The sequence below is a fragment of the Klebsiella sp. YJ genome, from assembly GCF_002108615.1.
In the GTDB taxonomy this organism is placed as follows: domain Bacteria; phylum Pseudomonadota; class Gammaproteobacteria; order Enterobacterales; family Enterobacteriaceae; genus Klebsiella; species Klebsiella planticola.
The window spans coordinates 165,619-178,531 of record NZ_MTEG01000002.1 but is presented as its reverse complement, the minus strand read 5'-3'; the positions used below and the strand labels follow the sequence as shown (position 1 = coordinate 178,531).

The 12,913-nt window shown below is 59.6% G+C and carries 8 protein-coding genes and 1 pseudogene; 4 read left to right on the top strand and 5 right to left on the bottom strand.

From position 1 onward, the window contains the following. Positions 1–59: 59 nt before the first annotated feature. The 5 genes from BV390_RS03095 to moeA form a co-directional block, all read right to left on the bottom strand. Positions 60–875 (bottom strand): Cof-type HAD-IIB family hydrolase, encoded by an 816-nt coding sequence (locus BV390_RS03095; RefSeq protein ID WP_032688694.1) that lies wholly within the window; start codon positions 873–875, stop codon positions 60–62. Between the two features lie 876 nt (positions 876–1,751). After that, the gene (locus tag BV390_RS03090) at positions 1,752–4,184 is read right to left on the bottom strand and encodes a formate C-acetyltransferase/glycerol dehydratase family glycyl radical enzyme (protein ID WP_046852872.1); all 2,433 of its coding nucleotides are present in this window, start codon (positions 4,182–4,184) and stop codon (positions 1,752–1,754) included. A gap of 4 nt (positions 4,185–4,188) precedes the next feature. Next, positions 4,189–5,088 carry a glycyl-radical enzyme activating protein gene (locus BV390_RS03085; RefSeq protein WP_032688692.1) on the bottom strand — a complete coding sequence of 300 codons (900 nt, stop codon included), beginning with the start codon at positions 5,086–5,088 and terminating at the stop codon, positions 4,189–4,191. A gap of 154 nt (positions 5,089–5,242) precedes the next feature. Then, positions 5,243–5,998, bottom strand: coding sequence for a molybdopterin-synthase adenylyltransferase MoeB (gene moeB / locus BV390_RS03080; protein WP_032688691.1), 756 nt, complete (start codon positions 5,996–5,998; stop codon positions 5,243–5,245). After that, positions 5,998–7,233: a molybdopterin molybdotransferase MoeA gene (gene moeA, locus BV390_RS03075; RefSeq protein ID WP_032688690.1), complete on the bottom strand. Its 1,236-nt coding sequence runs from the start codon at positions 7,231–7,233 to the stop codon at positions 5,998–6,000. Before moeA ends, moeB begins: the two co-directional genes overlap by 1 nt. 279 nt (positions 7,234–7,512) lie before the next feature. On the opposite strand from moeA, the pseudogene iaaA reads away from it, so the two are divergent. From iaaA to gsiC, 4 genes and pseudogenes are all read left to right on the top strand, one after another. After that, a pseudogene (gene iaaA, locus BV390_RS03070) lies at positions 7,513–8,497 on the top strand (beta-aspartyl-peptidase). Further along, complete coding sequence (gene gsiA, locus BV390_RS03065; RefSeq protein ID WP_032688688.1) at positions 8,466–10,322, top strand: glutathione ABC transporter ATP-binding protein GsiA; 1,857 nt, start codon at positions 8,466–8,468, stop codon at positions 10,320–10,322. The pseudogene iaaA and the gene gsiA overlap by 32 nt, the downstream one beginning before the upstream one ends. Before the next feature lie 37 nt (positions 10,323–10,359). Then, on the top strand, positions 10,360–11,901 hold the full coding sequence (gene gsiB, locus BV390_RS03060) for a glutathione ABC transporter substrate-binding protein GsiB (RefSeq protein ID WP_032688687.1): 1,542 nt from the start codon (positions 10,360–10,362) through the stop codon (positions 11,899–11,901). Between the two features lie 91 nt (positions 11,902–11,992). Then, positions 11,993–12,913 carry a glutathione ABC transporter permease GsiC gene (gsiC, locus tag BV390_RS03055; RefSeq protein WP_015584828.1) on the top strand — a complete coding sequence of 307 codons (921 nt, stop codon included), beginning with the start codon at positions 11,993–11,995 and terminating at the stop codon, positions 12,911–12,913.

The window sequence follows — 12,913 nt, the reverse complement described above, 5'->3', positions numbered from 1 at the left end:
TTAAAACTTAGAGGAGGCGCACAAAATGGAAAACCGGGGCAGGGCGCCCCGGTCAGCGGTCAGCAGGAGAAGGGCGGCGTCTTATCGAGAACGGCCTGAATGACCTTCAGCGCGCCGTGATGGTTGTTGTCGTCAGTCGTGTAATCGGCGATAGCTTTGATGCTTTCGGCGGCGTTACCCATGGCGAAGGCGTATTTCACCAGCTTCAGCATTTCCGCATCGTTGCCGCTGTCGCCGATGGCGACGCACTCCTGCGGCGAGAGCTGCCAGCGTTTGAGCAGGCGGCTGATGCCGTTCGCTTTATGCAGGCCGGGAATGATTAAATCAACGAAGCCGAAACCGCTGGTCACCGGCTTCATGATGCCATCGAGTGAAACGTGCAGTTTATCGATAAGCTGCGGGATATCGCTATCCGGCAGATTTAGTGAGAATTTGAACAGGGTGTCGTTAATGTTCTGATAATCGCTGATTCGCTGCAGGCGATGATAGTGTTTTGCCATCAGGGCGACGAAAGCGTCGGGCGCGTTGTCGCTGACGTAGGCGCTCTCCAGGCCACAGGCGACGAAGTTCAGCTGGCTGTCTTTCAGCAGCTCGCCAATCACCACCTGGGATTCATGACGGGTCAGCTCGCCGTGGAACAGCTGTTGGCCGTGTTCGTACACCAGCGCACCGTTCTCGGCGACAAAAGAGATCTGCTCGCGAATTTCCGGGAAAAAAGAGATCAGCTGATAGTACTGGTTGCCGCTGGCGACAACAAATTCAATACCCTGCTGCTGAAGTTGCGCGAACTGCGCGAGAAAACGCGGGCGATCGTACTGCTTGGCGTCATTGAGAAAAGTTCCGTCCATATCGGTGACGATAACTTTAACGGTCATAACAAATGCTCCTGGCTAACTTCGACCAGTAACATTCTAATTACAATGTGACCTGAAGCACAAATTTATTTCGAATGAAAGTTTGCGTTCCCTTATGTGCAGGAGAAAATCCCCGGGTGGCGGCGTAAACGCCTTACCCGGGCTACCGTCACACAGCGAGCTGTAAGCCCGTAGCCCGGCTAAGCGCAGCGCCAGCCGGGGGTTTTACTTACAGCGTATGCCCGGTACGAGCGATGCTCTCGTCCCCGGGTGGCGGCGTAAACGCCTTAGCCGGGCTAGCGTCACACAGCGAGCTGTGAACCCGTAGCCCGGCTAAGCGCAGCGCCAGCCGGGGGGTTTTACTTACGGCGTATGCCCGGTACGGGCGATGCTCTCGTCCCCGGGTGGCGGCGTAAACGCCTTACCCGGGCTAGCGTCACACAGCGAGCTGTGAGCCCGTAGCCCGGCTAAGCGCAGCGCCAGCCGGGGGGTTTTACTTACGGCGTATGCCCGGTACGGGCGATGCTCTCGTCCCCGGGTGGCGGCGTAAACGCCTTACCCGGGCTAGCGTCACACAGCGAGCTGTGAGCCCGTAGCCCGGCTAAGCGCAGCACCAGCCGGGGGGGTTTACTTACAGCGTATGCCCGGTACGGGCGATGCTCTCGTCCCCGGGTGGCGGCGTAAACGCCTTACCCGGGCTAGCGTCACACAGCGAGCTGTGAATCCGTAGCCCGGCTAAGCGCAGCGCCAGCCGGGGGTTTTACTTACAGCGTATGCCCGGTACGGGTGATGCTCTCGTCCCCGGGTGGCGGCGTAAACGCCTTACCCGGGCTAGCGTCACACAGCGAGCTGTGAATCCGTAGCCCGGCTAAGCGCAGCGCCAGCCGGGGGTTTTACTTACAGCGTATGCTCGGTACGGGCGATGATATCGTCCTGGGCATCCGGCGACAGGGCGGTAAAGAACGCCGAGTATCCCGCCACGCGGACCACTAAATCACGATACTGGTCAGGGTGCTTTTTCGCTTCCAGCAGCGTCTCCCGCGACACGATGTTGTACTGGATATGCCAGCCTTTATGCACTTCGAAGAAGGTACGCAGTAGCACCATCAGTTTCTGCTTATCAGACTCGTTCTCCAGCGTCGCCGGGTTGAGCTTCTGGTTAAGCAGCACGCCCCCGAGAATCGAACCGGTCGGCAGTTTGCCGACGGAGCTGATGACCGCCGTCGGCCCCAGATGGTCAGTCCCGGAAGCCGGGCTGGCACCTTCCGCCAGCGGCGAGTGCGCCTTACGTCCGTCCGGCGTGGCCATCGTCTGGGCGCCAAACGGCACGTTAGCAGAGATGGACGACGTGCCGGCGTAGTAGTTGCCGCCGATTGGACCGCGGCCATAGCGCGGGTTGTGGTACTGCTTCAGCTCATCGATATAGGTCTGGTACGCGCGCGCCAGCAGGGTATCCACGCTGTCATCATCATTACCGTACTTCGGTGCGCCGTTGATTAAGCGCTGACGCAGCTGCTCGTGGGTCAGGCCAGCAAAGTCTTCCGCCAGCGCTTTTGCCAGCTGCTGCTGACCGATTGCCCCCTGCTCAAACACCAGCTTTTTCACGGCGACCAGGCTGTTGCCGAGGTTGGCAATACCGACCTGCAGTCCGGAAACCCAATCGTATTTGGCGCCGCCTTGTTTGATGCTCTTCGCCCGCTCGATGCAATCATCCACCAGCGCCGAGCACAGAATGTCGTGGACGTTCTCTTCCAGCATGGTATCGACGACGTACTCAATCTCTATCGATTTGCGCGTGTAGTAGCGAATCTGGGTATCCCAGTCTTCCAGCACCTGCTCGAAGCGGGTGAAATTGCCTTTCGACAGCGCATGTTCTTGCGGCAGGAACACCTGACCGCTGGTAGCATCGCGACCGCCTTCCAGGGCGGCGAGCATCACGCGGGCGAAGTTGATAAAGCTCATCCCGGTGCAGCGATAGCCCCACTTGCCGCCGACGGCGGTTTCGATGCAGCCGATGGCCGCGTAGTCGTAGGCATCCTGTGGTTCGATGCCGAGTTTGATGAATTCCGGAATAACGATTTCGTCGTTATTGAACGCCGGCATCCCGAAGCCGCAGCGAATGACCTGTACGCAGGCGTCAAGGAAGTCATTACTCATGCCGGCGTGGTAGCGCACGCTGAGGTTCGGCTGGGTGGAGCGCAGACGGCCGCAGGATTCGAGAATCGCATAGGAGAGCGGGTTCACCGCATCCTGCGCGTGGCCGTCGACCAGGTTCTGGCCGCCGATGGTCACGTTCTGGTACAGCGGGCTGCCCGCGGAAGCTTTCGAGTGTGAGCCGGAGCGGATTTTGTTCACTTCCAGCAGCTTCAGCCAGCAGCTGTGCAGCAGCTCAATCGCTTGTTCGCGCGCCAGCGATTGCTGCAGCTCGACGTCGCGACGGTAGTAGGGATAGAGGTACTGATCCATACGCCCGAAGGAAACCGAGTGGCCGTTGGATTCAATTTGCAAAATCAACTGGATGAAGTAGCACAGCTGCAGTGCCTGCCAGAACGTTTTTGGCGGTTCATGGGCGATGAGGTCGCAGTTTTCGGCGATGGCCAGCAGCTCGTCGCGGCGCGTTTCGCGTGTCTCGGCGGCAGCCATGGTACGGGCCAGTTCGGCAAAGCGTTGGCAGTGTGCGCTCACCGCTTCCAGCACGATATCAATGGCTTTCAGGAACTGCTCGCCGTGCAAATCTTCCAGCACCGTAAGGTTGATGCGTGAACGGCGCTCGGCCACTTTGGCGCGCATGCCGTCGAGCCCTTTTTCCAGCAGCAGCGGATAGTTGACCGCAAGGTGGGCGTCGCCGGAGGTCATATTGCCTTCCGCTTTAATAATGCCGGTGGCCAGCAGCGCTTTTTGTTCATCGGTAAACATCCCGTAGCAGCGATCCTGAACGGTCTGTCCACGCCACCACGGGCAGATCTCGTGCAGCACCTGCTTGTTCTCTTCGCTGACGGCGAAACCGGCCCCCGGACGATCGGCCAGATCATCGATCTCTTTTTCAATCCAGCTGACGGTATATTCCGGGAAGATCGGCGCGGCGCGGACTTCGCTTGCCTGGTTGCCGACGATCAGCTCGTCGTGTTTGATCCAGATAGTCCGCTCCGCCAGGTGATGGGCCAGCGCCAGCGCGCGACGTACCGGGATCGGCTTATCCAGATGCTGCTGATAAGCTGCGGTATAATGCTGCGCGCGCTCGGTGCATACCGGCGGCTTAACGATATGTACCAGCGCCATTTTATGCGCCTGAATGCGAGCGCTCAGCGTATCCAGTTTCAGGGTAGTCATGAGTTTATCCTCGTAAAGTAGCCGTTAAACCTTTGCTCTGAGCATAGTGCTGCGCGAAGGCGAGCAGCTCGGGTGCAGCAAGCGGTTTGTCCGGAGCGGTATAGGGCTGACTGAGTAACTGATATTTGTTCATTCCCAGCGTGTGGTACGGCAGGAAGTGAATCTCCTCGACCTTCAGACGGTCGGCGGCAAAATCGGTGATGGCGGTAATGGCAGCTTCATCGGCATTAAATCCCTGAATCAGCGGGACGCGGATGATGATTTTTTTGCCGGCCTGCGCAACGCGTTGCAGGTTATCCAGCACCCGGCGGGCGCTGCCATCCGTCCACTGGTTGAAAATCGCTTCGTTCACATGCTTAAGATCGGCGAGAAACAGATCTACCCACGGCAGCGAAGGCGCCACGTATTTCCACGGCACGTGCAGACAGGTTTCGACGGCGGTGTGAATACCGGCTTCATGACAGGCCTGAAACAGCTGCTGCGCCAGCTCAGGATTCATAAACGGCTCACCGCCTGAGAGGGTAACCCCGCCGCCGCTGCGCTCGTAGAACGGTTTATCGCGCAGTACCGTCGCCATAATCTCCTCCACGGGCTGCTCTTCGCCGCAGACGGTGAGTGCGGTGGTCGGGCAGCATTCGCGCAGCCGCGCATAGTGGTCATCGGTGAGTTTTTCACGATGGATAATCAGGCCATCCAGCTTGCGGGTTATCACCTCCGGCGCCGCCTGCTGACACAGATCGCAGCCGTCGAGACACAGCCGGGCGTCATACAGCAGATCCGCCGTGCGGGAGCGACTTTCCGGATTCTGACACCAGCGGCAACCCAGTGAGCAGCCTTTAAGGAATACGACGGTGCGAATCCCCGGGCCGTCGTGGGTTGAATAGCGCTGAATGTTGAAGATCATGTTGAGCCCTCTTTTTGCATATGAAGATTAAATTACTTTCGAATGAAAGTTACCTTGATGCAAATCAACAAGCAGAACGGATACGCCCGGGGAGAGGAGGGAAAGGTGTAGCGGGTCACAGATTAGCCGGCGACGGGCGCCGCCGGTGGGGGGGTTAGCGGCTGGCGCACACCTCGCACTGCGGATTACGCGGCAGCTTCATTTCACGAAACTGACAGGTCATCGCGTCGTACATGACGATTTTGCCTGCCGCCGGCGCGCCGTAGCGGCTGAGTACTTTAATCGCTTCCATCGCCTGTAACGCGCCGATGACACCCACCAGCGGCGCCATCACGCCCGCCTCCACGCAGGTGAGGGCGTTGTCGCCGAACAGACGGCTCAGACAGCGATAGCATGGCTCACCCTCCTGCCAGGTAAAAACGCTGATCTGGCCTTCCATGCGAATTGCCGCACCGGAAACCAGCGGCGTTTTATGCCGGAAACAGCCCGCGTTAAGCTGGTTGCGGATTGCGACGTTATCGGTGCAGTCGAGCACCAGATCGTGGGCGGCGATCTGCGCCCACAAGGCCTGCTCTTCCAGCAAAGCATTCAGCGTCGCGAGCTGCACGTGCGGGTTGATACGCGCCAGCGCGTCGCGCGCGGAGTCGACCTTCGGTTGGCCGAGGGTCGCATCGCTGTGCAGCGTCTGACGCTGCAAATTGGAGAGCGACACGGTGTCAAAATCCAGCAGCGTGAGCTGACCGACGCCCGCCGCCGCCAGATACTGCGCAGCCGCGCAGCCGAGCCCACCCAGGCCAACCACCAGCACCCGCGAGGCTTTCAGCTGCTCCTGACCATCAAAGTCGAAACCGCGCAGGATGATTTGCCGGTTGTAGCGCAGCATCTCCTCATCGCTCAGTTCAACCGCCATTACAGCCCCCCGAACAGATGGTTAAAGGGCTCGACTTCAACCCATTCACCCGCTTCAACGGCGCCGCGTTCACGTTCGAGGACGATAAAACAGTTGCCGAGACTGAACGAACTGAAGATGTGCGACCCCTGATGACCGGTCGATTCAACCACCAGCTCACCGTCCGGATTGCGTCGCAGCACGCCGCGCTGGAAGTCGAGACGGCCCGGTGATTTCTTCAGCCGCGTCGCGGCGCGAACGCGCAGGCGCATCGGCTGCGCCTGGCCGCCGTTGCCCCCCAGTTTTGCCAGCAGCGGCTGCACCAGCTGATAGAAGGTGAGGGTGGCGGAAACCGGATTACCCGGCAGGCCGCAGAACCAGCTGTTAGTCAGTTTTCCGAAGGCAAAAGGTTTGCCCGGCTTGATGGCCAGCTTCCAGAAGCCGATTTCGCCCAGCTCTTCGAGTATCTCTTTGGTGTAGTCCGCTTCCCCGACGGAGACGCCGCCGGAGCTGATGACCACGTCGGCCTGCCGGTCGGCCTCGATAAACGCCTCGCGCAGTCGATCCGGATCGTCAGGAATAATGCCAAGGTTAATCACCTCGCAGCCCAGTTGCTCAAGCATCAGGTGAACGGCGAGGCGGTTGGTATCGTAAATTTGCCCGTCGCCCAGCGGCTGGCCCGGCAGCTGCAGTTCATCCCCGGTCGAGAAGACCGCGACGCGCACTTTGCGCACCACTGCCACCTGGGCAATCCCCAGCGAGGCGAGCACCGGTAGTTCGGCGACGGTCAGCGGGGTGCCTGCCGGAAAGACGACGGCGCCATCGGCGATATCTTCCCCACGGCGGCGAATGTTCTGCCCGGCGTTGACCGGCGCGACGAAGCGGATGCCCTCTGCGGTCTGCTCGGTCTCTTCCTGCATCACTACCGCGTCGCAGCCTGGCGGAACTGGCGCTCCGGTCATGATGCGAATACAGCTTCCCGCAGGCCAGGCATCGTGGAACGGCTGTCCGGCGAACGCTTTACCCGCAACCGGCAGCGCCGCGCCGTCGGCGAGGTCGGCCAGACGTACGGCATAACCGTCCATCGCCGAGTTATCAAAACCCGGGACGTCCAGCGGTGAAATGAGATCATGGGCGGTTACGCGCGAAAAGGCCTGCAACAGCGGGACGGTTTCCACCGCGCTGAGCGGTGTAATTCGATTGAGCATCTGAGTCAGGGCTGTGTCGAGCGGCATCAGTCCGGCGGTAAAATCCATGAGGTTCTCCTGCGGGCAAAACATCGAAAACACCTATTATGACAGAAAAGCGCTGACGGCTATATGCCTCCACGGTACAGGGTTTACACCGCACTCCGCGCTTTCTATATTCAAAAATTGTATAGGACAGTCAGCACGATAATGATATTTATACATAAAATCATCCTGAATACATCGAAGCCGCAGGGCAATACACCTGGAAAAGAGCGGGTTATCCGTCGCCAGTCAGGAGCGGTTTGCAGGATGTATCAAGACACTTTATCGGTAAAGGATCGCTGAATGGGCAAGGCGGTGATAGCAATTCATGGCGGGGCGGGGGCGATTACGCGCTCTGCCCTGACGCCGGAACGTGAACGACAGTACGTGGCGGCGCTTTCGGCGATCGTCGATAGCGGGCAAAAAATGCTGGCGGCAGGCGCCAGCGCGCTGGATACGGTGACGGAAGCGGTGCGACTGCTCGAGGAGTGCCCGCTGTTTAACGCGGGGATCGGATCGGTCTTTACCCGCGATGCAACCCATGAACTGGATGCCTGCGTCATGGACGGCAACCGGCTGCAGGCCGGGGCGGTTGCCGGGGTCAAACATGTACGTAATCCGGTATTGGCCGCGCGCCTGGTGCTGGAACAAAGCCCACACGTGCTGCTGATCGGCGAGGGGGCCGAAGCGTTTGCCGTCTCCCATGGTATGGAACGGGTCGAGAACCATCTGTTTTCGACCACTGAACGTTTACTTCAGCTCCAACAGGCCCAGGCCGACAATGAGATTGTGCTCGATCATCGCGCCGCGCCGCTCGATGAACGCCATAAGATGGGGACCGTCGGGGCGGTGGCGCTGGATTTGACTGGTAATCTGGCGGCGGCGACCTCGACCGGCGGCATGACCAATAAGCTCCCCGGGCGCGTCGGCGACAGCCCGTTACCGGGGGCCGGCTGCTATGCCAATAACGCCAGTGTCGCGGTCTCCTGCACCGGAACCGGCGAAGTGTTTATGCGCACGCTCGCGGCCTACGATATTGCGGCGTTGATGGAGTATGGCAATCTCAGCCTGTATGAGGCCTGTGAGCGGGTGGTGATGGAAAAACTGCCGGCGCTCGGCGGCAGCGGCGGCCTGATCGCCATCGACAGAGAAGGCAACGTGGTTCTGCCGTTTAACAGCGAAGGCATGTATCGGGCCTGGTGTTACGCCGGGGATACGCCGACGATTGGTATTTATCGGGAATAAGGGGAAGCAGGTTGCCGCAGAGTCAAGAAATCGACGCCGATGATGTTCTGGTGGTACGCGATCTGAACGTGGCGTTTCGCCAGGAGCAGGAGACGTTTTCCGCAGTGCGGCAGCTGTCGTTTACCCTGCGACGGGGCGAAACGTTAGCCATCGTCGGTGAATCGGGTTCGGGAAAATCCGTGACCGCGCTGGCGCTGATGCGCCTGCTCGATCGGGCGGTAAGCGAGGTCAGCAGCGAAGCGCTGTGGCTGCGCCGCCGCAACCGTCAGGTGGTCTCCCTGAGTGAACAGTCAGCAGCGGGGATGCGCAGCGTACGCGGGGCGGACATGGCGATGATTTTCCAGGAGCCGATGACCTCGCTAAACCCGGTGTTTACTATCGGAGAGCAGATTGCCGAATCTATTCGTTTGCACCAGGGGCTGGGGCATGATGCGGCGCTGCGCGAAGCGAAGAAAATGCTCGATCAGGTCAGGATCCCCGAGGCGGAAACGATGCTTTCGCGCTATCCCCATCAGCTCTCCGGCGGGATGCGTCAGCGGGTAATGATCGCGATGGCGCTGTCCTGCCGTCCTGCGGTACTGATTGCCGATGAGCCCACCACGGCGCTGGATGTGACGATTCAGGCTCAGATTCTTCAGCTCATTGCCGTGCTGCAAAAAGAGATGGCGATGGGGGTGATTTTTATTACTCACGATATGGGGGTGGTCGCCGATATCGCCGATCGGGTACTGGTGATGTACCGCGGAGAAGCGGTGGAAAGCGGCACGGTGGAGGAGATCTTCCGTGCGCCGCAGCATCCCTATACCCGGGCGCTGCTGGCCGCGGTTCCGCGGCTCGGGTCGATGCGCGGCAGCGATCTGCCGCGCCATTTTCCGTTACCAGAGCAAGCTGTCCCCGATGAGGAGGAACAGAAGACCGTCATCGCCGGTGAGCCGATTCTTAAAGTGCGTGACCTGGTGGCGCGCTTCCCGCTGCGCAGCGGCATTCTGAATCGCGTCACCCGTGAAGTCCATGCGGTGGAGAAGGTGAGCTTCGATCTGTGGCCAGGGGAGACGCTCTCTTTGGTCGGCGAATCCGGTTGCGGGAAGTCAACGACCGGCCGGGCCTTGCTCCGGCTGGTGGCGACGCAGGGCGGAACCATCGTTTTTAACGGCGAGCGGATTGATACGCTGGCAAACAGCAAACTCCAGGCGCTGCGCCGCGATATTCAGTTTATTTTCCAGGATCCGTTTGCGTCGCTCGACCCGCGACAAACCGTGGGCTATTCGATTATGGAGCCGCTGCGCGTACACGGCATGCCGGAGGGCGATGCCGCCCGCGCGCGCGTCGCCTGGCTGCTGGAGAGGGTCGGTTTGCAACCGGAGCATGCCTGGCGCTATCCGCACGAGTTTTCCGGCGGCCAGCGCCAGCGTATTTGTATCGCCCGCGCGCTGGCGCTCAATCCGAAAGTGGTGATTGCCGACGAGGCCGTGTCAGCGCTGGATGTTTCAATCCGCGCGCAGATTATTAATCTGCTGCTCGATTTACAGCGCGAAATGGGCATCGCATTCCTGTTTATTTCACACGATATGGCGGTGGTTGAACGCATCAGCCATCGCGTGGCGGTGATGTATCGTGGGCGAATTGTCGAGATAGGCCCGCGGCGCGCCGTGTTTGAAAACCCGCAGCACCCTTACACCCGCAAATTGATGGCCGCCGTACCGGTTGCCGACCCGACGCATCGTCATCCGCAGCGCGTACTGCTCTCTGACGAACTGCCGGGCAATATCTATAAGCGGGGCGCCGAGGTTAGCAGCATGCCGTTACAACAGGTGGGGCCGGGCCATTTTGTCGCCAGGGAACCCGTCGCCGACGTGCTGGGAAGATAACAACGACACCAACAATACAGCCTTTCAGGAGAACAACATGACACAACGTGTATTACGCAAAGGGTTGCTGGCGCTGGTCGTCACGTCAGCGCTGGCGGCAAGCCCGGCTTTTGCCGCGAAAGATGTGGTCGTGGCGGTCGGTTCTAACTTTACGACCCTCGACCCGTATGATGCTAATGACACCCTGTCCCAGGCCGTCGCCAAATCGTTCTATCAAGGGCTGTTTGGCCTGGATAAAGAGATGAAGCTGCAAAACGTGCTGGCGGAGAGCTATACCATCTCGCCGGACGGACTGGTTTACACCATCAAACTCCATTCCGGGGTGAAGTTCCAGGACGGCAGCGACTTTAACGCCGAGGCGGTGAAGGTCAACCTCGACCGCGCCAGCAATCCTGATAATCATCTCAAGCGCTACAACCTGTATAAAAATATCGCCAGTACCGAAGCGCTCGATCCGACGACGGTCAAAATTACTCTGAAGCAGCCGTTCTCCGCGTTCATCAATATCCTGGCCCACCCGGCCACGGCGATGATCTCTCCGGCGGCGCTGAAAAAGTACGGCAAAGAGATTGGCTTCCATCCGGTGGGAACCGGGCCGTATAAGCTGGACACCTGGAATCAAACCGATTTCGTGAAGGTGACGAAGTTTGCCGGTTACTGGCAGCCGGGTCTACCGAAGCTGGACTCGATCACCTGGCGTCCGGTGGTGGATAACAACACTCGTGCGGCGATGCTGCAAACCGGAGAAGCGCAGTTCGCTTTCCCCATCCCGTATGAGCAGGCGCCGCTGCTGGAGAAAAACAGCAAGCTGGAGCTGGTGGCCAGCCCGTCTATCATGCAGCGTTACATCAGCATGAACGTGACGCAAAAACCGTTCGATAACCCGAAAGTACGTGAAGCGATCAACTACGCGATCAACCGCCAGGCGCTGGTCAAAGTGGCGTTCGCTGGCTATGCGACACCGGCCACCGGCGTCGTACCGCCGTCTATTGCCTATGCCGAAAGCTTTAAACCGTGGCCGTATGACCCGGCGAAAGCCCGCGAGCTGCTGAAAGAGGCCGGTTTCCCTAACGGTTTCAGCACCACGCTGTGGTCGTCGCATAACCACAGTACCGCGCAGAAAGTGCTGCAGTTCACCCAGCAGCAGCTGGCGCAGGTGGGGATTAAGGCCCAGCTGACGGCCATGGATGCCGGGCAGCGTGCGGCGGAAGTCGAGGGTAAAGGACAGAAAGAGAGCGGGGTGCGGATGTTCTACACCGGCTGGTCGGCTTCAACCGGCGAAGCTGACTGGGCGCTGTCACCGCTGTTTGCTTCGCAAAACTGGCCGCCGACCCTGTTCAACACCGCGTTTTATGGTAATCCGCAGGTGGATAAAGATCTGACGGATGCGCTGAAAACCACCGACGTGAAGGAAAAAACGCGGCTCTATAAAGAGGCGCAGGAGACTATCTGGAAAGAGTCCCCGTGGGTACCGCTGGTAGTGGAAAAACTGGTCTCGGCGCACAGCAAAAATCTGACCGGTTTCTATATCCAGCCGGATACCGGGTTCAGCTTCGAGCAGGCGGATTTAACCCAGTGATGGAGGATACTCTGCTCCTCTCCCGCAGCGGGAGAGGAAGATGGCGCGAGCGGCTCCGCTTTTCATTCGCGCCTCCGGGCGAGGGGGGACGATGCTCAACTATGTGATTAAGCGTCTGCTGGGGCTGATTCCCACGCTGCTGATTGTGGCCGTGCTGGTGTTCCTGTTCGTGCATATGTTGCCTGGCGATCCGGCGCGGCTGATTGCCGGGCCAGAGGCCGATGCGCAGGTGGTGGCGATGGTACGCCAGCAGCTGGGGCTCGACCAGCCGCTGCATGTGCAGTTCTGGCACTATATCACCAGCGTATTGCAGGGCGATTTCGGCACCTCGATGGCGTCGCGCCGTCCGGTCAGCAGCGAAATAGCCAGCCGCTTTATGCCGACGTTGTGGCTGACCCTCGCCAGCATGAGCTGGGCGGTGATCTTCGGCATGGCGGCGGGCATTGTGGCGGCCGTGTGGCGCAATCGCTGGCCTGACCGCCTGGGGATGGCGCTGGCGGTGACCGGTATTTCGTTTCCGGCTTTCGCGCTCGGTATGCTGCTGATGCAGGTCTTCTCGGTGGAACTGGGCTGGCTGCCGACGGTGGGTGCCGACAGCTGGCGGCACTATATTTTGCCCTCCCTGACGCTGGGGGCCGCCGTTGCCGCGGTGATGGCTCGTTTTACCCGCGCCTCATTTGTTGATGTTCTGCACGAAGATTATATGCGCACGGCGCGCGCCAAAGGGGTCAGTGAGACCCGGGTGGTGCTGAAACACGGTCTGCGCAACGCCATGATCCCGGTGGTGACCATGATGGGACTGCAGTTCGGTTTTTTGCTCGGTGGGTCGATCGTGGTCGAGAAGGTCTTTAACTGGCCAGGTCTTGGACGGCTGCTGGTGGATTCGGTGGAGATGCGCGACTATCCGGTTATTCAGGCGGAAGTCCTCCTCTTTTCGCTGGAATTTATTCTTATCAATTTAGTGGTGGATGTTCTGTACGCCGCCATTAACCCGGCTATCAGGTACAAGTAA

Excerpts from the sequence above, each read along its gene's own strand:
- gsiC (WP_015584828.1), top strand. The coding sequence starts at position 11,993 with ATGCTCAACTATGTGATTAAGCGTCTGCTGGGGCTGATTCCCACGCTG.
- BV390_RS03085 (WP_032688692.1), bottom strand. The coding sequence starts at position 5,088 with ATGATCTTCAACATTCAGCGCTATTCAACCCACGACGGCCCGGGGATT.
- moeA (WP_032688690.1), bottom strand. The coding sequence starts at position 7,233 with ATGGATTTTACCGCCGGACTGATGCCGCTCGACACAGCCCTGACTCAG.
- gsiB (WP_032688687.1), top strand. The coding sequence starts at position 10,360 with ATGACACAACGTGTATTACGCAAAGGGTTGCTGGCGCTGGTCGTCACG.
- BV390_RS03095 (WP_032688694.1), bottom strand. The coding sequence starts at position 875 with ATGACCGTTAAAGTTATCGTCACCGATATGGACGGAACTTTTCTCAAT.
- moeB (WP_032688691.1), bottom strand. The coding sequence starts at position 5,998 with ATGGCGGTTGAACTGAGCGATGAGGAGATGCTGCGCTACAACCGGCAA.
- BV390_RS03090 (WP_046852872.1), bottom strand. The coding sequence starts at position 4,184 with ATGACTACCCTGAAACTGGATACGCTGAGCGCTCGCATTCAGGCGCAT.